This window comes from Apibacter muscae (genome assembly GCF_007845635.1).
GTDB classification, from domain to species: domain Bacteria; phylum Bacteroidota; class Bacteroidia; order Flavobacteriales; family Weeksellaceae; genus Apibacter; species Apibacter muscae.
The window spans coordinates 154,537-174,329 of sequence record NZ_SELG01000031.1 but is presented as its reverse complement, the minus strand read 5'-3'; the positions used below and the strand labels follow the sequence as shown (position 1 = coordinate 174,329).

General features: G+C 30.4%; 20 protein-coding genes. 14 read left to right on the top strand and 6 right to left on the bottom strand.

Translation table 11 applies throughout. From position 1 onward, the window contains the following. Positions 1-3: 3 nt before the first annotated feature. A complete protein-coding gene (locus ETU08_RS04825; protein WP_146261888.1) occupies positions 4-666 on the bottom strand; it encodes a YceI family protein in 663 nt (220 codons plus the stop codon). An 88-nt stretch (positions 667-754) separates the two neighbouring features. On the opposite strand from ETU08_RS04825, the gene ETU08_RS04820 reads away from it, so the two are divergent. The 4 genes from ETU08_RS04820 (at position 755) to ETU08_RS04805 (ending at position 6,194) form a co-directional block, all read left to right on the top strand. Continuing rightward, positions 755-2,086, top strand: a complete 1,332-nt coding sequence (locus tag ETU08_RS04820) for an SGNH/GDSL hydrolase family protein (RefSeq protein WP_146261887.1) — start codon at positions 755-757, stop codon at positions 2,084-2,086. Continuing rightward, a complete protein-coding gene (locus ETU08_RS04815; RefSeq protein WP_146261886.1) occupies positions 2,064-3,278 on the top strand; it encodes a GDSL-type esterase/lipase family protein in 1,215 nt (404 codons plus the stop codon). Before ETU08_RS04820 ends, ETU08_RS04815 begins: the two co-directional genes overlap by 23 nt. Continuing rightward, entirely contained in the window at positions 3,262-4,962 is a 1,701-nt protein-coding gene (locus ETU08_RS04810) for an MBOAT family O-acyltransferase (protein WP_146261885.1), read from the top strand. Before ETU08_RS04815 ends, ETU08_RS04810 begins: the two co-directional genes overlap by 17 nt. A 248-nt stretch (positions 4,963-5,210) precedes the next feature. After that, entirely contained in the window at positions 5,211-6,194 is a 984-nt protein-coding gene (locus tag ETU08_RS04805; RefSeq protein WP_260391064.1) for an ABC transporter ATP-binding protein, read from the top strand. Between the two features lie 6 nt (positions 6,195-6,200). Here ETU08_RS04805 and ETU08_RS04800 read toward each other — a convergent pair whose 3' ends face one another. Beyond that, positions 6,201-6,800, bottom strand: a complete 600-nt coding sequence (locus tag ETU08_RS04800) for an aminotransferase class IV (RefSeq protein WP_146261884.1) — start codon at positions 6,798-6,800, stop codon at positions 6,201-6,203. Next, positions 6,784-7,770 (bottom strand): aminodeoxychorismate synthase component I, encoded by a 987-nt coding sequence (locus ETU08_RS04795; RefSeq protein WP_146261883.1) that lies wholly within the window; start codon positions 7,768-7,770, stop codon positions 6,784-6,786. The genes ETU08_RS04800 and ETU08_RS04795 overlap by 17 nt, the downstream gene beginning before the upstream one ends. 43 nt (positions 7,771-7,813) lie before the next feature. Between ETU08_RS04795 and ETU08_RS04790 the strand changes: the two genes are divergently transcribed. The 4 genes from ETU08_RS04790 to ETU08_RS04775 all read left to right on the top strand — a co-directional run bounded on the left by ETU08_RS04790 (position 7,814) and on the right by ETU08_RS04775 (position 10,733). Continuing rightward, complete coding sequence (locus tag ETU08_RS04790) at positions 7,814-8,386, top strand: anthranilate synthase component II (protein WP_146261882.1); 573 nt, start codon at positions 7,814-7,816, stop codon at positions 8,384-8,386. 137 nt (positions 8,387-8,523) lie between these two features. Next, positions 8,524-9,180, top strand: coding sequence for a uroporphyrinogen-III synthase (locus tag ETU08_RS04785; protein ID WP_146261881.1), 657 nt, complete (start codon positions 8,524-8,526; stop codon positions 9,178-9,180). Then, a complete protein-coding gene (hemE, locus tag ETU08_RS04780; RefSeq protein ID WP_146261880.1) occupies positions 9,173-10,198 on the top strand; it encodes a uroporphyrinogen decarboxylase in 1,026 nt (341 codons plus the stop codon). Before ETU08_RS04785 ends, hemE begins: the two co-directional genes overlap by 8 nt. Before the next feature lie 16 nt (positions 10,199-10,214). Next, entirely contained in the window at positions 10,215-10,733 is a 519-nt protein-coding gene (locus tag ETU08_RS04775) for a hypothetical protein (RefSeq protein ID WP_146261879.1), read from the top strand. 19 nt (positions 10,734-10,752) lie between these two features. Here the strand turns inward: ETU08_RS04775 and ETU08_RS04770 are convergent, their stop codons facing one another. The 3 genes from ETU08_RS04770 to sstT are packed head-to-tail and all read right to left on the bottom strand — an operon-like array spanning position 10,753 to position 13,454. Continuing rightward, entirely contained in the window at positions 10,753-11,427 is a 675-nt protein-coding gene (locus ETU08_RS04770) for a TIGR02117 family protein (protein ID WP_146261878.1), read from the bottom strand. Positions 11,428-11,469: 42 nt separating this feature from the next. Then, positions 11,470-12,240, bottom strand: coding sequence for a Cof-type HAD-IIB family hydrolase (locus ETU08_RS04765; protein WP_146261877.1), 771 nt, complete (start codon positions 12,238-12,240; stop codon positions 11,470-11,472). Beyond that, entirely contained in the window at positions 12,240-13,454 is a 1,215-nt protein-coding gene (gene sstT / locus ETU08_RS04760; RefSeq protein ID WP_146261876.1) for a serine/threonine transporter SstT, read from the bottom strand. The genes ETU08_RS04765 and sstT overlap by 1 nt, the downstream gene beginning before the upstream one ends. Positions 13,455-13,683: 229 nt before the next feature. Between sstT and ETU08_RS04755 the strand changes: the two genes are divergently transcribed. The 6 genes from ETU08_RS04755 (at position 13,684) to ETU08_RS04730 (ending at position 19,784) form a co-directional block, all read left to right on the top strand. Then, complete coding sequence (locus tag ETU08_RS04755) at positions 13,684-14,370, top strand: potassium channel family protein (RefSeq protein WP_146261875.1); 687 nt, start codon at positions 13,684-13,686, stop codon at positions 14,368-14,370. Between the two features lie 302 nt (positions 14,371-14,672). Next, positions 14,673-15,143 (top strand): division/cell wall cluster transcriptional repressor MraZ, encoded by a 471-nt coding sequence (gene mraZ / locus ETU08_RS04750; RefSeq protein WP_146261874.1) that lies wholly within the window; start codon positions 14,673-14,675, stop codon positions 15,141-15,143. Next, positions 15,127-16,029 (top strand): 16S rRNA (cytosine(1402)-N(4))-methyltransferase RsmH, encoded by a 903-nt coding sequence (gene rsmH / locus ETU08_RS04745; protein ID WP_146261873.1) that lies wholly within the window; start codon positions 15,127-15,129, stop codon positions 16,027-16,029. The genes mraZ and rsmH overlap by 17 nt, the downstream gene beginning before the upstream one ends. Beyond that, positions 16,029-16,376 carry an FtsL-like putative cell division protein gene (locus tag ETU08_RS04740; RefSeq protein ID WP_146261872.1) on the top strand — a complete coding sequence of 116 codons (348 nt, stop codon included), beginning with the start codon at positions 16,029-16,031 and terminating at the stop codon, positions 16,374-16,376. The genes rsmH and ETU08_RS04740 overlap by 1 nt, the downstream gene beginning before the upstream one ends. Then, positions 16,369-18,333: a penicillin-binding protein gene (locus tag ETU08_RS04735; protein WP_146261871.1), complete on the top strand. Its 1,965-nt coding sequence runs from the start codon at positions 16,369-16,371 to the stop codon at positions 18,331-18,333. The genes ETU08_RS04740 and ETU08_RS04735 overlap by 8 nt, the downstream gene beginning before the upstream one ends. Further along, positions 18,330-19,784: a UDP-N-acetylmuramoyl-L-alanyl-D-glutamate--2,6-diaminopimelate ligase gene (locus ETU08_RS04730; RefSeq protein WP_146261870.1), complete on the top strand. Its 1,455-nt coding sequence runs from the start codon at positions 18,330-18,332 to the stop codon at positions 19,782-19,784. Before ETU08_RS04735 ends, ETU08_RS04730 begins: the two co-directional genes overlap by 4 nt. Positions 19,785-19,793 lie beyond the last annotated feature (9 nt).

The following is a 19,793-nucleotide window of genomic DNA, read 5'->3' as shown; positions in this document are numbered from 1 at the left end:
AATCTAGTTGCAAGTGTTTTTAGAATTGGCAACTAGGCTGATTTGTAAATCAAAATGATCCTGAATAAGAATATTAGGCAATCCTTGATAGTTTAAATTAAAATCTTTTCTGTTGATTGAGAATTTCTCAGTATTTAGAAATAATTTATCATTCTCATTTCTAATATTTGTTTTAACACGAATATTTTTTGATTGACCTTTTATTTTTAAAGTACCAATAAGTGAAAAATTAAAGTCAGAATTTCCATCAATTTTTTGTACAGAGTTTAAAACAAATTCAGCAATAGGATATTTAGTGACAGAAAAAAAATCTTTGTTTTTAAGAGTATTTATTAATTTATTGTTTTGGGAGGAATTTTGAATGTCATGGTTTTTTATAGAATTCATATCAATATATAAAATTCCACTTTCAACATTATTATTTTTGGTTTTTAAAAATCCTTTTTTAAAAGATAGCGTTCCAAAATGGCTTAGATTTAATGACTTTTCAATTTTATAGCCGGTCCAATTAACTGAACTGATATTAGTATCTATAGTATATTCTTGAGATTTTGTTTTTAATGAATTGTTTACATTTATATTATTAGAGTGTTGATTTGTATTATCTTTGTTGCAAGAAAATATAAAAAAAAATGTAATAAAACTACCCAAAAAAACGTTTTTCATTAATTATATTTTATAATATTAACGAAAAGATTGTGAAATAATTATGTTTCAAAACTAACTATTTAGATTTAATTTTTTTTAAAAGAAAGTGAAAAAAGATCAAACCTTTTATATTCCTATACTATGCCTAATTTTTTTAGCGGGATTGATTGCTATGCGTTATCTTCCTCCTATCAATATAATGGGATATGAGTTGAAGACTATAGATATGTTCTCAGATGTTGAAAATGAAGTACCCACGGTAGAAGAAAATTTACCAATAGTAGCAATAAAACCGCAGAATAAGATCCAATGTCCAGAAGGGCAAATCTGTATAGAAGATTATTCTGAAGATCAGAATTATTTTGGGAATTTATTTCATCATCTACAAAATATAAGTTTAGAAAAAGATAAAGTTCGTATAGCTTTTTTTGGTGATAGTTTCATTGAAGGAGATATTTTATCTGGAGATTTTAGAAATTTGTTGCAAGATAAGTTTGGAGGAAGTGGAGTGGGATGGGTTCCCATTGCTTCAGAAGTTGCTCAATTTAGACAAACAATAAAAGAAAATTTCAAAGGTTTTAAAAATTTTGATGCGGTGCATAACCCTAAAGAAAAAGTTCCTTATCCACCCTTTGGAATATGTACAATCCCTTTAACGGGAAATGAAGCTTCTTTTTATGGAACTAATTTTTCATCTAGAACAGAATACATTCCCGGGTTTCGACTTTTTTATCAAACTCCAAATACTTTAAAGATTAAAGTAGAGACAGATAAAGAAACTCAAGAAGTAAAGGCAGAGGCAGGGACGTTGATGAATATAGTTGAGGTAAATTATCACCCTGCAAAAAATGTAAATTTATCATTTTCAACTTCCCCTAATACCTACCTTTACGGGGTTTCCTTTGAAGGATCTTCTGGTGTTTATGTAGATAATTTTTCATTAAGAGGGAATTCAGGCTTATCACTTTTATCTAGTTCAGATGAAATGCATAAAGCCCTAAATAAAATCCAAGATTACAAGCTAGTAATATTACAATATGGAATTAACGCTGTGAATGAAAAGACTAAAGACTTAAGTTGGTATACCCGTATGATGAATAAGGTTGTGGCTGAAGTAAAAGAAGCTTATCCACAAGCCGCAATATTGTTAGTAGGTGTAGGAGATAGAAGTAGAAAAATTAATGGTCAATACAAGACTATGCCAACGATAAAATTAATGATAGATGCACAGCGTTCCGTAGCCGCAGAAAATAAAATCGCTTTCTGGAATATGTATGAGGCAATGGGTGGGGAGAACTCCATGGTTAATTATGTAAAGTCTAAACCACCCAAAGCTAATTTAGATTATACTCATCTAAATTTTTTAGGAGGCAAGGAAATAGGTTCATCACTATATAAAAGTTTATTGTTTGAATATGAAAGATATAAAAATAACTAAATCCTTTTATTTTTTTATTGTAGCATTTTTATTTGGGTTTCAATATGGATGTTCACAATTAACAATTGAAAATACATACTCATTTGTTCAAGAGAATAAAAATGTAATCCATAATTCCCAAGAGTTACAGCCCTTTTTTAAAAAACTAGATCAAGCATCGAGCCGTAAAATTAATATCTTACATATTGGAGATTCACATTTGCAACCCAATCAAATTACCCAAGTACCACGTAAGCAGTTGCAAAAAGTTTTTGGAAATGCAGGAAGAGGATTAATAGTACCTTATAAAGTTGCCGGAACAAATTCTCCAGATGATATTATTTCTACTTCTCAGTTTAAATGGGAAGGCAAAAGAAATTGTAAACCATTAATACCGCAACCAACGGGGATTGGAGGAATATCTTTAAAGTCCTTGGATTCAGCTTCAACTTTTATATTTAGATTACCCCATGAATACGCTTTTTCTTCAATGACTGTTTTTTTTGAAAATGATGGTAAAAGCTATGATTTATTTGCTAAAGATTTGATTCATGGAGAAGTTATAAATCTAAAAAATTTTATTGATGAAAAGAATCCTAATGTATCTAAAATTAAGTTTAGTCAACCCACGAATGAAGTAGAAATTTTAAGTTTAAAAACAAGTTTGGAACAAACACATACAACCATCTTAGGCATAAATACAGAAAACGAGGAGAATGGTATTGTCTATCATAGCATAGGGGTAAATGGTGCAGAGTATTATCATTACGATACCTCAGAATACTTTAATGAAGAAACTCCATTTTTAAACCCTGATTTAATCATAATTTCTTTAGGAACTAATGAGGCCTTTAGAAAAAATTTTGATGAGGAAGATTTCAAATCAGAAGTACATAAATTTATAACTAATTTAAGGAAATATAACCCAGAAGTTCCGTTTTTAATCACTACTCCAGCCAATTCATATATTAATAAAAAATATCAAAACCCTAAATTGAAAAGGGTTAGAGATATTTTAGTTGCTTATTGCAAAGAAAATCAATTAGCTTTTTGGGATTTACAAGAAATTACTGGAAATGCACAAAATTGGAAAAATAATCAATTGATTAGTAAAGATTTAATACACTACAATGCGAAAGGGTATAGACTACAAGGGGAATTATTGTACAATGCCTTAATAAATTCTTACAAAGAATATGTTACCACTAAGTAATGAAGCAAAAGAACTGAATGTGTTTCAAAAATTCATTCAGAATATAGATGCACATAAATTAATTGAACAATTTTATTTCAATCCCCTAGAGCCATTAATTTTTAATAGCGGCTTTTTTGTTTTCATCTTTACTTTCTTTATGATAGGGTATGCACTAGTACATCGTACCCACTTTCCAAAAGTAATTTATGTTATACTATTCTCGTTATATTTTTATTACCGATCTAGTGGTTATTATTACTTAGTTCTTATCTTTTGTGTGTTTTTCGACTTTTTTGTAGGCTTTGTTTTGTACAAAGCAAAAAATAAGATTGCAAGACAAACATTATTGTTTTTTAGTTTGGCTGTAAACTTAGGGATATTGGTTCATTTTAAGTATACCAATTTCTTAATTGATTCTTTTAATGCTGTTACTCATAACGAGTATAAGAAAATTGATATTTTTCTTCCTGTGGGAGTTTCTTTTTTTACCTTCCAGTCTATGAGTTATATAATAGATATTTATAGGAATAAAATTAAACCCGTGAAAAATCTGTTAGATTACGGCTTTTTTGTTTCTTTTTTCCCACAACTTGTAGCAGGTCCTATCATTAGAGCTTACGATTTTATACCCCAATTGTATAATCGTCCTACGATTATAACTAAGTCCATGATTGGGCGAGGAATGTTTTTAATTACCATAGGTCTATTTAAAAAATCTGTAATTTCAGACTATATAGGTGCTAATTTTGTAGATCGTATATTTGATCAGCCACAATTGTATTCAGGTATAGAAAACCTTTTTGGTATTTACGGTTATGCTTTGCAAATTTACTGTGATTTTTCTGGTTATTCCGATATGGCTATCGGGATTGCGTTATTATTAGGATTTCATTTTCCTAAAAACTTTAATTCCCCATATCAGGCAAAAAATATTACAGAATTTTGGCATCGTTGGCATATAAGTTTATCCTCTTGGTTAAAAGATTATCTTTATTTTTCTTTAGGAGGAAACCGATACGGGAATTTTTTTGGGTATTTCTTTCCGGTACTCTTTTTTATAGGATTATTGGTATGGGGAATTGTAGGAATTCAAAATCAGAGTTATTGGCAAATGTTGATCGCTGTAATTTTCATAGGATTTTTCTCCCTGTCTATTTTACTTTCTTCCAACAAGAAAAAAGCAGTTTTTGGTAGTTTCAATCAAATGACCACCATGCTGTTGGGAGGGCTTTGGCATGGGGCTTCTATGCGATTTATATTGTGGGGAGCCATGCACGGACTAGCATTAGCCATTCATAAAACCTACATGAATATTTTTGGAATAACTGAAAAAAATAATAAAAAATCTAATATTTGGATTAATCTGTTAGCTGTAATAATTACTTTTCATTTTGTATGCTTTTGTTGGATATTCTTTAGGGTTTCAGATATGCAAACTGCCTGGACTATGTTAGGGCAGGTGATCTATAAATTTGAGCCCCATATTCTCGTACAAATGATAAGTGGATATAAATTGGTCTTTTTTCTTATGTTAGTAGGTTTTATTCTGCATTTTACTCCAGTGGAATGGGAAGAATCATTCAAAACAAAAATAGAAAAAGCCCCATATCTTGTTGCCTTGTTATTTTTATTTATAGTGGTTATACTAGTGGCGCAAGTAAAATCTTCGGATATTCAACCATTTATTTATTTTCAGTTTTAGATGGATTAATTATTGAATACTCAGCTTTAGAGAGTAATAAAGTAATTTTAAATACTATTTACTGCTAAAAAACACATCAATTTTTTTCGTTCAGACGGTTTATTAAATCGTTGAAATAGCTTAAAGATAATGTTGATGATTATTAAATTAATCATGTTGGTAGATACGTTGTTAAATTTAAAATGAATTTATAATTTAGCAAAGCATTTGTTTTAACTACCTTTATAAACAATTGAATTTTTAAATGAATGGTTACCATGTTAGAAGTAAAAAATATATCTTTCTCTTACAACGAGGATAAAAAAAATATTGAGGGCTTATCTTTTAACTTGGAACAAGGGAAGATGCTAGCATTAATAGGTGAAAGTGGAAGTGGGAAAAGCACCATCTTGAAACTTATTTATGGAATGTTAGAATGGCAAGAAGGAGAAATTTATTACAATCATAGAAAGTTATCTGGGATGAAAGGAAATTTAGTTCCTGGTGAACCGGAATTTAAATATTTAGAACAAGAATTTGGATTAGATTCTTATGCAACCGTTGGAGATAATGTAGGCAGATTTTTATCGAATATTGATATGGATGAAAAGCAAGAAAGGATTTTCTTCTTGTTAGATTTGGTAGAGATGTCTTCGTTTATAGAAACTAAATGTATACATTTAAGCGGAGGGCAAAAACAAAGAGTAGCTTTAGCAAAAGTTCTAGCCCAAACTCCTTCCTTGTTATTATTAGATGAACCTTTTTCTCAGGTTGATACTTTTAAAAAGAATATATTAAAAAGAGCTGTCTTTGATTTTGCTAAAGAAAACAATATTTCAATTCTATTAGCAACACATGAAATAGAAGATGCTTTGGCATATGCAGATGAAATGGTAATTATAAAAGACGGAAAAATTGTACAAAAAAACAAACCTAGTTATTTATATAAAAATCCGGTAAATGAATATGTTGCTCGTTTATTTGGTGAGATTAATATATTTACCAAAGAAAACTTTCCAGAATTATTTAAAGGTATAGAAGCAACTAAAATTCTAGTTTATCCCCATCAGCTTTATGCGGAAGAAGAAGGAGAATTACAAGTTAAAGTTTTAAAAAGTTATTTTTTAGGAAGTTCTTATTTAGTTGAAGCTATAGGGCAGAGAAAGCGCATATGGTTTTCCAGTGAGGATTATTATGCAATAGGAGAAAGCTGTGTACTACAAATCCACGATTACCAAATTTTAAGGGAATAACTAATGTTAAAAAATTAAATTCTTACAACTAAGAACATGATTATTCGAAAAAGGTCTAAGAGCATTAATTAAACAAAATGAGTCGTATTCATCGATAGAATCAATTGAGATATCCTTCTCTATGATAAAATTTAAATCTAATAATCTTTGTCTTTCAGTTCCATGCAAAAGAGGATGCTTAGGCGTGTACCATTGACCATATTTTCTAAGCAAGATATTTGCAATCGAAGTATCAGTAATGTAGTTGTTTTTAACAATTAGAATATCGTCTGCCGAAGAATTTATCTTTAGGGCATCAAGAGCGCTTCGGTTTTCAAACTTAAAAGAATATTCAATATCATCGTTATAAACTACCTGAATAGAATTGATAGGTTTTTGTAAGTAAGGAATAAATTCAACCTTTTCAATTATATCTGTATAAATAATTCTACAACGATAAGTTTCTTTATATTCTAATTCAGGAGGAATAGAAATTACTTCAGAAATATCTTGGACTAGTTTCTTTTTAAAAAAGAATTGGCAAGTATTATTGGCTCGTTGATTATGATAGGCAATATTTTGAAAAGAATGATTTTTAATTAAAATAGTTTCAAGAAATCGGTACATAAATTTTTTGAATTAACTCGTTATATTCCTTTTGAACCTCACTAAAGCAAGTGATACCTCCCCCACTTCTATAAAGATATTTATGGTCTATCGTTTCTTCAATGAACCTAATCATTACCATACTATTCACTGATCTACCATCAAAGATTCCAGCTACACCGGTATAGAAATTTCTAGGGAAAGTTTCAATAGAATTTATAATTTCAACGGTCCTTTTTTTAGGAGCTCCAGTAATAGAGCCTGCAGGTAGTAGTTTATGAAAGATGTTACCTATATTGCATTGCCAATTAGGTTCTAATTCACCACTGATTTGGGAACTCACTTGTAATAACTTACCCCTTTGTGTATTTATTTCATCCAGATATCTGAAAATATCCACTTTCACTTTTTTGGAAACCAAATTAAGATCGTTACGAATTAAATCCACTATAGTATAATGTTCAGAGGTTTCTTTAAGATCTTCAAGAATAATTTTTTTAGCATTGGGAATAGAAGCGTCTATCGTTCCCTTCATCGGGAAAGAATAAATTTTCCCATTATTTATTTTAACGAAAGTTTCTGGTGAAAAACATACAAATTGATGGTCTAGCCAAAGTTTATATTTAGCTTTGCTAACCAAAAAAATATCCTTTAGATCTATGTTTACATCTATAGGGGTTGCTGTAGTTAAATTGATGAGGTAAGAATTGCCAAAAGCAATTTCTTTTTTCACTAAATTAAACTGTTTTTCGTATTCAGCAAAGGCAATGGGGTGGTAGGTGTAACTAAGTTTAGGAATTGTATTTATATGAAATAAATTAGGTGTAAGATTTGTGAATCCTTCAAAATCATATAAAATAGATTCAGGACTAATTTTAGAGAGAGGAAGGATGATGTTTTCATTTTCAGAGAAATCAAGAATGAATAGAAAAGGAATTTGTTTCCTCCCCAGGTCATTCATTTTTTCAATAGCACTCCTATTTATTTTCATTAAATTTAAAAAAAACAAAAATATAAAATAATTAACTGTATATATGAAAGTAAAGATAGCTTTAATTGATAACTATGATTCTTTTACAGGAAATTTATTTCAACTTTTCGATGAAAACTTAAATTGTACCCTAGAAGTTATTCCCAATGATAGGATACAAATGGAAGATCTAATTAAATTTGATAAAATTGTTTTATCACCAGGTCCGGACATACCTAAAAATACCCCCAATCTATTTTCAGTAATTGAAGAATTTAAACAAACTAAAAGTATATTAGGGATATGCTTAGGGCACCAAGCAATTGTTGAATGTTTAGGAGGAAAGCTTTTAAATCTTGAAAAAGTAAATCACGGAATAAAAAAAACAATAATTATCAATAAGCAAGAAAAAATATTTCAAAATCTACCTACTACCATTGAAGTAGGATTGTACCATTCTTGGTTGGCAGATAAAGATTGTTTACCTCTTAGCTTAAAAGTGATAGCAGAAAGTATAGATCATTCAATTATGGCAGTCTCTCATACCACTTGGGATTTAAAAGGGTTACAGTTTCATCCGGAATCTTTCATGACTTTTTATGGAAGGCAAATCATTAATAATTGGATTAAACAGTAAACAAATTTTTAAATAATAAGACTAATGAATGAGGATACTTGAATGCTTAGTTTATAACCGTCTTTGAATATGATTGTTGAAATATAAACGTATAAATTGAAATTACTTTATATTTGTTATCTAAACTTAATTAAGTAATGAAAAAAGTTTTAGTTACCTCTACATTCACTCTTCCAGAAGAAAATGATAAGAGGTTGCAAATTGATTATATTCCTTTTATAGAAACAGAGATTTATCCAGAAAGTCAGATAATTCCTTATCTTCCTAATGAGGTTAATTCTTTTATAGTTACCAGTGGAAATGCTGTGCAAGCGATCAAAAATATAGAGTTAGAAGGAGATTTTTATGTGGTAGGAAAAAATACAGCTAAAGAATTGTTTGGGCAAAATAGAGAAATAAGTTTTATTTCTAATTATGCAGAAGATCTTTTAGAAAGAATGTTAGAAACAGAAGTGAAAAAATATGTTTTTTTTAAAGGTAATCTTTCGTTAAGTACTCTGCCTGATTCTTTAAGAAAAAATGGAGTGGAGGTTATAGGGATTGAATGTTATAAAACTACTTTAAAACCTACTAAAGTTAACGAAAAGTATGATGCTTTGGTGTTTATGAGTCCTTCCGCTGTAAAATCCTATCTTTCCATGAATCAAATACCTCGAGATGCTTTGGTTTTTGTAAGCGGTAAAACCACTGCTAAAGCAGTGAAAGATTTAGCCGGAGACCTACCGGTTTATTATCCTGAAGAAACTACTAAAGAGTCATTACTTACCCTAATAAAAGAAACCATCAATGATTAAAAATACTTTATTTTTAGACGCACTAAAAGGAAAAGAAGTACAAAGACCACCGGTGTGGATGATGCGCCAAGCGGGGAGATTTCTACCTGAATTTAGGGCTATGAGAGATCAATACGATTTCTTTACACGTTGCCAAACTCCAGAATTAGCTGCAGAAATTACGCTAATGCCTATCCAACGTTTTCCTTTGGATGCTGCAATTCTTTTTTCAGATATTTTAGTCATTCCTCAAGCAATGGGTATGCCTTTCGAAATGAAAGAATCTGTAGGACCATTTTTAGCAAATCCTATAGCTTCAAAAGAAGATGTAGATAGATTGCAAAATGCACCTGTAGAAGAAAGTTTAGATTATGTTTTTAAAGCAATTTCTATAACCAAAGAACTGTTAAAAAACGAAATTCCTTTGATTGGTTTTGCAGGAAGTCCATGGACCATATTTTGCTATGCCGTAGAAGGAAAAGGCTCTAAAACCTTTGACAGAGCTAAAGCCTTTGCTTTTAAAAATACTGAACTAGCACATATACTATTACAAAAAATCACGGATTATACCATAGAATATCTTTTAAAGAAAGTTGAATATGGAGTAGATGCGGTACAGATTTTTGATAGTTGGGGCGGTTTACTTTCTCCTAAAGATTACGAAGAATTCTCATGGAAATATATCAATCAGATTGTAGAAGCTTTAGCAGAAAAAGCACCAGTTATTGTTTTTGGAAAAGGTTGTTGGTTTGCATTAGATGCTATGTCAAAGTCTAAAGCATCCGCTTTAGGAGTAGATTGGACAATTACACCACAAAAAGCTAGAGAATTTTCTGGAGGTAAGATAACGCTACAAGGAAATTTTGATCCGGCAAAATTACTTTCATCTCCACAGAAAATCTACGATGAAGCGCAACAAATGGTTCGTGAATTTGGAGTCAGAAATTATATAGCCAATTTAGGACATGGAATACTTCCCAATATTCCTCTGGAAAATGCAGCTTCATTTGTGAAAGCAATTGTTGAATATAAAGCATAATCAAAAAAACTAAACTATGAATATAATGGTTGTATTGATCCTTGGGGTGCTAGGAATGATTATGTTAATACTTGTTCCAATTTTTTTAGTAGCCTTTTTAACTTCACAATCAAGAAAAAGAAAAAGGAAAAATATTATTAATACATTGCCTTCCAATGTAGAATTTTATGCTCCAATGAGGATTAATTCTGAAAGAAAGAATAATGCTTTTTTTAAATTTGCAGCTTTTGAATGTAGTGGAATTCTTTATGCCCATGAAGGTAAATTGTTTTTTAGAGGTACTAAAAAACAATTTGAATTATTAGAATTTAACTTAGATAAGGTTTCCATTTATTGGATAGGGGTGCAAGCTCAAAATGGAGCTTTGCAATGGTTTTCAATTAAAGGATCAGAGGAAGGGAATTTTTACTTTAATTTAGATACTGGAATGACAATTTTTAATTTTTCTAAATCAGGAGAAACTACCAAAAGTGTTTATGAGAAAATTATGAATATGAAATTAAAGGAAAATATAGATGGCATAGGTAAAATTTAAGTGATTCATTTAAGAATTTTTATTTATAAAGTCTAAAAATACCTTCTTGAAAAGGAGTCCATAAACAAGATTTAAGTCCAGATTTTTTTAAAGCTGTATTTGCCCATGTATTACAGGTGTAAAACATTTGGTAAGTACCTGTAGCTTCATAAAAGGCATCGTTACTGCCATAAGTTTTCTCAGTTTTTATGTTTATTATATGACCATTACCATCTAGTTGAAAATCATTTTTTATGAATTCTACTAACTTATTATATTGCTCTTTAGAAATCATAATCTTTTTACAGTCTTTGTCTTCCACTACCTCTTTAAGATAAGTAGCATGAATGGCTGTGGTGCTTAATCCAAAGGCAGCTTTAAACGCAATGGAAGGTTTCACGTGATCCCAGTCTGGAACATCCAAGTAAAAACCTTTATCTCCCCAACCCAAAGCAATATACTTTTGAATATTATCCTTTCCCTTCGTGTCTGTATACTTTATTTCCTTACTCCAATCTATAGTTTCGGTTTTTACCGGTAATATTAAATCTGTATGCATTCCATTCGTTGAAATATAAATGGCCAAATCTTTAGAAAAGTCTTTTTCTTTTTGAATAACTATTCTCGAAAGAATATTTGCTGCTAAAAAATAAAGGATTATAAAAACGATTATGGAAGATAGGAAATAGGCAATAATTTTGAATAATTTTTTCATAAGTAGTGTTTTAAATTAGCAGGAAAGTTTATAAGTAAAAATCTATAAAATATTGAAATGTTGCAACGCCTTTATGACTCCATGGTTATCAACATCATCAGTAATATAATTTGCCTTAGATTTTACTAAATCAGAAGCATTTCCCATAGCTATACTATATTTAGCTAATTCTAGCATAGAGATATCATTTTCACCATCACCCAAAGCCATAATTTCGTTGGTAGATATGTTGAAATAGTCTAATATTTTTAAAATCCCCGCTTTTTTATTTCCACCCTTTGGGTTTATATCTACAAATAAGGGATTCCATCGAGTAAAATCACAGTTAGGGAATTCTCGTTTTAGTGTATTTTCCTCTTCAGAAGGAGTAAAACTAATCATTTGAAACACATCCATTTCTATAAAAGAATGAAGATCTCCAATTTTAAAATTCTCAATTTTTAACTGTTTTAAAGTATCTTCTACCCTTTGGTTTATTCTATTTATACCTACTAAGTTTTCACCAAAAAGCATATACGCATTTTCTGTATTTTCAGAAAAAGAAATGATTTTCTCTACAGCGTCTTTATCAATGGGGTTTTTGTATAGAACTTTTTCCGGAGTATAACAATATTGACCATTTAGAGTAACATATCCATCAAAAATAAAATCATTGAACTGGTCGATTTCCAATTTATGACGCCCCGTAGCAATAAATAATTTTATTCCTTTACTTCTAAGCTTTTCTAAGGCTTCTAAAACATCAATTGAAATTTTATGAGTTTTAAAGCTTACTAAAGTACCATCAATATCAAAGAAAATAGCTTTTACCATTATATGTTTTTTTTATTCTCGTCTGCAATACAAGCCGCTGCGGTAAAAAGTACATCGGTGGATGAATTTAGAGCAGTTTCTGCTGAGTCTTGTACAACCCCAATGGTCATCCCTATTACAACAATAGACCAAGCAATATCTTGAGGGATTTTGAATAAACTACAAGCCAAAGGTATTAATAGTAATGAACCTCCTGCTACGCCAGACGCGCCACAGGCACATAAGGCAGAGACTAAACTCAATAAGATAGCAGAGAAAATATCTACTTCTATTCCTAATGAATGTACTGCGGCTAGTGTAAGAATTGATATGGTTATTGCAGCTCCTTGCATATTGATAGTTGCTCCAAGAGGAATAGATATAGAATAAGTGTCCTCATGCAAATTTAATTTTTTACATAATTCCATATTCACAGGAATATTTGCGGCAGAACTTCGAGTAAAAAAAGCAGTTATACCACTTTCTTTTAAACATCTAATGGCTAAAGGATAAGGGTTTTTTCGAATTTTAAAAAAGACAATTATAGGGTTTATCACTAAGGCAATAAATATCATGGTTCCTAATAAAACACTTACAAGTTTAATATAATCCCATAAAACGTTTAAACCCGTTTCTGCTAAAATTGAAGCTACTAAACCAAAAATACCAATGGGAGCAAAACGAATGATAATACGTACAACATGAGTAAATGCATTGGATAAGTCTGTTACTACTTTTTTGGTTGATTCAGAAGAATGTCTTAAAGCGATTCCTAATCCTATAGCCCAAGCGAGTATGCCTATAAAGTTTCCATTAATTAAAGCATTTACAGGATTATCTACAAAATTTAGTAGCAGGCCTTTTAAAACGTCAACAATGCTGGAAGGAGGAACCATTTCCAAAGGTTTTTGCTGTATTAAAGTTAAAGTTACCGGAAATATAAAGCTAAAAATAACAGCAAATAATCCTGCGAGAAATGTTCCAAATAAATATAAAATTATTATAGATTGTATACTTGTCTTTTGTCCAACTTTATGATTGGTAATTGCAGACATAACTAGAATAAAAACCAATACAGGCGCTGCTGATTTTAAAGCAGTTAAAAAAAGTTCACCTAAGACCTTCACAGAAATAGCATAGGTAGGTAAGTAAACTGCCAATAGAACACCTAAAAATAAACCAATAGCAATTTGTAGGACTAAATTTCCTTTTAAAATAAAATTTTTTATATTCATATTTTTATCGAAAGACCATTCAAAAATACTAATAATAATAGTTAATCAAACATTTTTGTGAATAGAGCTTTATAATTCAATTTGAATCTAGTGATAAAATTGAATGAAATTTATTTTTTAATAATGTATCGTTTATACGATTTTGGTGCTAGCTCTGTAATAGCATAGTATTTGTTAAAGAAGTTTTACATATAAGAATATCTACTTATAAAATATAATTTCATTAGAAATGAACTCATCTCACTTATTAGAAAAGTATATTAAAAATTTTTTACAAATTTCAATTCTATTACTATCAGTTTTTTTGGTTGTTAGTATGTCTATTGATATCTTTAGAGGTATTGACACGTATGCACAAAACAACTATTTAAAAATTCAATACTGGATATGTTTATGGTTTTTATTTAGCTTCTTCATAGAAATATTTTTATCCGAGAATAGATGGAAATATTTTAAATCACATTTTATATTCCTAATTATATCCATTCCTTATCAAAATATTATTTATTTATATCATATACAATTGCCATCAGAAGCGATGTATTTAATACGTTTTATTCCTCTTTTGCGCGGTGGATATGCATTGGCAATAGTAGTGGGATGGTTTACAAATAATAAAATATCTAGTTTGTTTATTACCTATCTATCAATGCTTATGGCAACAGTTTACTTTTCTAGCCTAGCCTTTTATGCTATTGAATATACGATAAATCCTCAAATAAACGGTTATGGAGATGCCATATGGTGGGCATTTATGAATGTTACTACTGTAGGTAGCAACATAGTTGCAATTTCAATTACAGGTAAAGTATTAACTGTATTATTAGCTGCCATAGGTATGATGATGTTTCCCATATTTACCATATACCTTACCAACTTAATAACAACTAAAGCCAAAGAATTGGGAAGAGAATAGTAATTTTTTTTAAAAAACACTTAGTTCCGACCCTCTCTTTATAATTTAAAAAATAAAGTTCTAAAGATTTAGAATTAAATCATTTTGAATTTCTTTAATTATTTCATGGATTCACAAATGTTTGTAAATAAAATCTTATAGAAAAGATCTAGTATATGATTGGTTCTGTTAAATAAATTTTAAAAATTTATTTTTTCGTTCAACTTATTAATACATAATAAGTTGTAAAAGTTTTCAACAAAAGTGGGTAAAAGTGGGAGGAAGTAGAAATTATTTTTTACTTTTGAAATATTGTTATCATCATGTTGAATCTTATCGGAACATATGAATGTACGCTTGATTCTAAAGGGAGAATGCTTTTGCCTTCAGGGTTAAAAAAGCAGATGGAATCCCTTTTGGAAGAAGGTTTTGTGCTTAAAAGATCTGTATTTCAACCATGTCTTGAATTGCATCCGATTTCTGAATGGAATTTGGTGATGAGTAAAATAAATAAGCTAAATCGTTTCGTTAAAAAAAATAACGATTTTATTAGGCAGTTTACAGCAGGATTGAAAAATGTAGAAATCGATAACAATGGACGATTGCAGGTAAATAAAGACCTTATTCAGTTTGCTAAACTAGATAAGAATGTAGTAGTGGCGGCATCTATAAATGTTATAGAAATATGGGACAAAGATCTTTATGAAAAAGCGGTTAGTGTAAATGATGATGATTTTGCTAGTTTGGCGGAAGATGTAATGGGTAATATTTTTGAAGATGAGGGAATATCATAATCCGGTTTTATTACACCCTAGTGTTGAAGCCTTGGTAAAAAATAAAGAGGGAATTTATGTAGACTGCACTTTTGGAGGTGGAGGACATTCGTGTTTGATTTTAGAAAAACTAAATTCAGAAGGTAAATTATTTGCGTTCGATCAAGATTCTGATGCTTATAACAATCAAATAGAAGATCCAAGATTTACGCTAATTCCACAGAATTTCAGGTATCTTAAAAATTTTTTACGATTCTATAAAATAGAAAATGTTGACGGTATATTGGCGGATTTAGGGGTTTCTTCTCATCAGTTTGATGTTCCAGAAAGAGGTTTTTCTACTCGTTTTGAAGGACCTTTAGATATGAGAATGAATATTCAACAATCCTTAACGGCTAAAGAGGTACTTCACACCTATTCTGAAGAGCAATTAAAAGAAATTTTTTATTTATATGGAGAGCTACAAAGACCTGGAAAGATAGCTCATTTAATTGTTGAAAATAGGGAAGAGAAGGAGTTGGAGACTACAGGGGATTTAAAGCAGATATTTGATAAGATAATCCCTCAGTACAAACAGAATAAGTTTTATGCCCAATTATTTCAAGCATTAAGAATAGAAGTTAATGATGAATTAAATGCATTAAAAGAACTTTTAGTTCAGAGTTATGATCTATTAATGCCGGGTGGGGTATTAGTATTTATTTCTTATCATTCATTGGAAGATCGCTTGGTAAAAAAATTTTTAAAAACAGGTTTATTTGAGGGAGAGCCTGAAAGAGATATTTATGGGAATTGGAATAAGCCCTTTGATTTAGTATCATCAAAAGCTATAATTCCTGATGAAGATGAGATAAATGATAATCCAAGAGCCAGAAGTGCTAAGATGAGAATAGCGATTAAAAGATAATGGCAAGAAAAAGAAAAAATATAAAAAAAAGAAGCATTTCAGACATACTAAAAGGTAGATTTTTAGTGGATGGGGATGCTATTTCTGTATGGAGATTTATTTTGTTTATTATTTTTTTATCACTCATATCAATTACTTCTTCTCATTTGGTGGATCAGAAAGTGGTAACCATATCTAAATTGAAAGAAGAAGCAGAAGAATATAAGGCACGTTATGCATTAGTACATAGTAAATTAATGAAACTGAAAGTAGAGTCTGAATTGGAAGGCATGGTGCTGTCTGATTCGCTTTTTGCTTTGGATAAACAACCGTACAAAATCATTGTACCGCATGTAGAAAATGAATAAGGAGAATAAAGACATATTAGCACGTACTTATTTAGTTGCAGCAATGGTTCTATTATTTGCTGTACTAGTATTTGCACGTCTTATATTTATTCAAACCGTAGATTCAGAAAAATATAGAAATCTTGCTCAAACAACAAACTTTAGAAATGAAGAAATTCAAGCGGCAAGGGGTAACATATATGCGTCAGACGGAATATTGTTAGCAACAACAATTACGAAATACGATATTCGGTTGGACATGAAAACTATACGCAAAAAATTGTATGATGAAAATATATCATCTCTTTGCGATTCACTTGGAAAAATGTTTGGTAAATCTAGCTTTTATTTCTATAAAAAATTAAATGAAGCTAGAATTAAGGATAATCAATATTTAAAATTAGCAACTGGATTGGATTATGAACAATTCACTAGGCTTAAAAAATTCCCCATATTAAATAAAGGACAAAATAAAGGAGGCTTTATAGTCGAAAGAAGATTAGAAAGAATTAAAACAATTTCAGGTTTTGGAAATAGAACTTTAGGCTTTGACGATGAACGAGGAAAAACAGGTTTAGAAGGTGCATTCACCTCATATTTAAAAGGAACCAACGGGAAAGAAATTCAACAAAGAATTAATCAAAAAGAATGGAAGCCCATAAATATAGAAATGGAACCTATAGATGGGAACGATGTGTATACGACCATTGATATGCGAATTCAAGACATTGCCTATTCTGCGTTACAAAATCAATTAGAGAAATCAGAAGCAGATCACGGTTGCGCTGTAGTTATGGATGTAAAAACAGGAAAAATAGTTGCATTGACCAATTTACAAAGAACAAAATCTGGAGAATACGATGATTTAAGGAATTTTGCAGTTTGGGAGGCATCTGAACCAGGTTCAACATTCAAAACAATATCAATGCTAGCCTTGTTGGATGATGGCTACGTTGAACCCAATACAACTGTAGACATAGGGGAAGGAGCTTGGAAATATAAAAATCAAGTGGTTAGAGATGATCATGGACAAGGTACTATAACCCTGTCTCAAGTACTATCACAATCAAGCAATGTAGGAATAGCTAAAACTGTAGTAAAATATTATTCAAAAAATCCAAAAGATTTCTTAGCGAAGATCAATAATTGGCACATAGGTTTAAAAACAGGAATAGATATTCCGGGGGAAGGAGCTCCTTATATTCCTCAATACGACCAAAAATGGAGTTCAGTTACACTTCCTTGGATGTCCTTCGGTTATGGAGTTAAATTAACACCTTTACAAATACTAACCTTTTACAATGGAGTAGCAAATGGGGGTAAATTAATGAAGCCTCAATTACTGGATAAGATAGAAAACAAAGGGATTATAATAAAAAAATTTTCTCCCATAGTTTTAGAAAAACATATGGCTTCGTCTAAAGCTATAGAAGATTTAAAACAAATGTTAGCGTATGCAGTAGAAAAGGGTACTTCAAGAAGTATATATACTCCAAATTTATCTATGGCAGGCAAAACCGGAACCGCTCAATTGGAATATTGGTCCAAAGGAAAAGGAAGATTGTATCAAGCATCTTTTTGTGGCTTTTTTCCAGTTGAAAACCCGGAATATTCATGCATTGTAGTGATTAATAAACCGAAAAATGGATTTTATGGTTCACAAGTAGCTTCACCGGTATTTAAAGAAATTGCAGGAAAAGTGTATTTAAAAAAACCATTGAACTTACCTAAAGAGGATGAAACAAAAATCTCTAAAAACATAAAACAATTTTTGACCCAAAACCAAAAAATACAAGTCAATCCAAAGACCAAGAATGTACCTAATGTGGTAGGTTATTATGCTAAAGATGCAATTCCAGTGTTGGAAAATTTAGGATTAAAGGTAGTATATAAAGGAAATGGGAAGGTAGTACAACAATCAATAACAGGAATTCCAATAAAAAAAGGCATGACTGTTTATTTAAAATTAAGTGTATGAAAATACTTTCAGACATAATATATAAAATAAAAGTAGAAAAGGAAATAGGAGATATTAACATAAATATCTCTAATATATCTTTTGATTCCCGTACCATAGTTCAGGGAGATGTTTTTATAGCCATCAAAGGATATGACTTAGATGGACACCAATATATACAGTCAGCAATCCATAAAGGAGCCGTTGCAATTATTTGTGAAGAAATTCCAACAGATGTTGTAGCCAATGTTACGTACATACAAGTAAAAAATACTAGTTATGCTTTAGGAATTATTGCCAGTAATTATTACAATCATCCTTCAGATCAGATAACTTTAGTAGGAGTAACAGGGACTAATGGTAAAACCACCACCGCTACTTTATTATACAATTTATTTCAAAATTTAGGATATCGTTGTGCCTTGTTATCAACCATTGAAAACAGAATTGCAGATCAAAAATTAAATACTCGACATACAACTCCAGATCCAATAACTATTAATCAATTGTTGTCACAAGCGGTAGAAAAAAAATGTGAATATGCATTTATGGAAGTTAGTTCCCATGGAATACATCAGGAAAGGTTAGCAGGTTTAAACTTTAAAGTGGGTGCATTTACAAATATTTCACACGACCATTTGGATTATCATAAGACTTTTGCTAATTATTTGGCAGCTAAAAAGAAATTTTTTGATGATTTGCCTAAGTCAGCCATTGCTATAAGCAATATAGACGATAAAAATGGACTTGTGATGCTTCAAAATACCGAAGCCAAAAAAGTAACCTATTCCTTAAAATCAAATTCTATGTACAAGGGGAAAATAATTGAGAATCGATTGGATGGAATGTTATTAAATTTTAATCAGCAAGAATTTTGGACTTCTTTAGCAGGTAAATTCAATGCCTATAATGAATTATTAGCATATTCGATAGCCTTAGAACTAGGTTTTGAGTCAACAGAAGTTCTAAAAGCTTTGAGTAATTTGAACAGAGTAAAAGGGCGTTTTGAAACCTATGTATCAAATGATAAAAAATATATTATTGTAGATTATGCACATACCCCAGATGCTCTCCAAAATATTTTAGAAGCTATAAACCAGATAAGGACAAGAAATGAACAATTAATTACTGTATTTGGTTGTGGAGGGCATAGAGATAAAGAAAAAAGACCGATTATGGGAAAAATAGCAACTCGGTTTTCGGATCTATCTATCATTACTTCAGACAATCCAAGAGATGAAGAGCCAGAACAGATCATTAAAGAAATTGAAGGTGGGATAGAACCTCAAAACACAAATAAATATCTTTCAATTACGGATAGAAAGCAAGCAATTAAAACAGCAATTAAAATATCTAAACCTAAGGATATTATTTTAATTGCAGGTAAGGGGCATGAAGACTATCAAGAAGTGAAAGATGAACGTTTACCTTTTGATGACATGCTTATAGCAAAAGAATTATTAACAAATTAGAGATTAACA

What these genes read in the sequence shown, in the direction of transcription:
- ETU08_RS04825 (WP_146261888.1), bottom strand. Translation starts at nt 666, where the DNA reads ATGAAAAACGTTTTTTTGGGTAGTTTTATTACATTTTTTTTTATATTT.
- ETU08_RS04815 (WP_146261886.1), top strand. Translation starts at nt 2,064, where the DNA reads ATGAAAGATATAAAAATAACTAAATCCTTTTATTTTTTTATTGTAGCA.
- ETU08_RS04810 (WP_146261885.1), top strand. Translation starts at nt 3,262, where the DNA reads ATGTTACCACTAAGTAATGAAGCAAAAGAACTGAATGTGTTTCAAAAA.
- ETU08_RS04805 (WP_260391064.1), top strand. Translation starts at nt 5,211, where the DNA reads ATGGTTACCATGTTAGAAGTAAAAAATATATCTTTCTCTTACAACGAG.
- ETU08_RS04800 (WP_146261884.1), bottom strand. Translation starts at nt 6,800, where the DNA reads ATGTACCGATTTCTTGAAACTATTTTAATTAAAAATCATTCTTTTCAA.
- ETU08_RS04795 (WP_146261883.1), bottom strand. Translation starts at nt 7,770, where the DNA reads ATGAAAATAAATAGGAGTGCTATTGAAAAAATGAATGACCTGGGGAGG.
- ETU08_RS04790 (WP_146261882.1), top strand. Translation starts at nt 7,814, where the DNA reads ATGAAAGTAAAGATAGCTTTAATTGATAACTATGATTCTTTTACAGGA.
- ETU08_RS04785 (WP_146261881.1), top strand. Translation starts at nt 8,524, where the DNA reads ATGAAAAAAGTTTTAGTTACCTCTACATTCACTCTTCCAGAAGAAAAT.
- hemE (WP_146261880.1), top strand. Translation starts at nt 9,173, where the DNA reads ATGATTAAAAATACTTTATTTTTAGACGCACTAAAAGGAAAAGAAGTA.
- ETU08_RS04775 (WP_146261879.1), top strand. Translation starts at nt 10,215, where the DNA reads ATGAATATAATGGTTGTATTGATCCTTGGGGTGCTAGGAATGATTATG.
- ETU08_RS04770 (WP_146261878.1), bottom strand. Translation starts at nt 11,427, where the DNA reads ATGAAAAAATTATTCAAAATTATTGCCTATTTCCTATCTTCCATAATC.
- ETU08_RS04765 (WP_146261877.1), bottom strand. Translation starts at nt 12,240, where the DNA reads ATGGTAAAAGCTATTTTCTTTGATATTGATGGTACTTTAGTAAGCTTT.
- sstT (WP_146261876.1), bottom strand. Translation starts at nt 13,454, where the DNA reads ATGAATATAAAAAATTTTATTTTAAAAGGAAATTTAGTCCTACAAATT.
- ETU08_RS04755 (WP_146261875.1), top strand. Translation starts at nt 13,684, where the DNA reads ATGAACTCATCTCACTTATTAGAAAAGTATATTAAAAATTTTTTACAA.
- mraZ (WP_146261874.1), top strand. Translation starts at nt 14,673, where the DNA reads ATGTTGAATCTTATCGGAACATATGAATGTACGCTTGATTCTAAAGGG.
- rsmH (WP_146261873.1), top strand. Translation starts at nt 15,127, where the DNA reads ATGAGGGAATATCATAATCCGGTTTTATTACACCCTAGTGTTGAAGCC.
- ETU08_RS04740 (WP_146261872.1), top strand. Translation starts at nt 16,029, where the DNA reads ATGGCAAGAAAAAGAAAAAATATAAAAAAAAGAAGCATTTCAGACATA.
- ETU08_RS04735 (WP_146261871.1), top strand. Translation starts at nt 16,369, where the DNA reads ATGAATAAGGAGAATAAAGACATATTAGCACGTACTTATTTAGTTGCA.
- ETU08_RS04730 (WP_146261870.1), top strand. Translation starts at nt 18,330, where the DNA reads ATGAAAATACTTTCAGACATAATATATAAAATAAAAGTAGAAAAGGAA.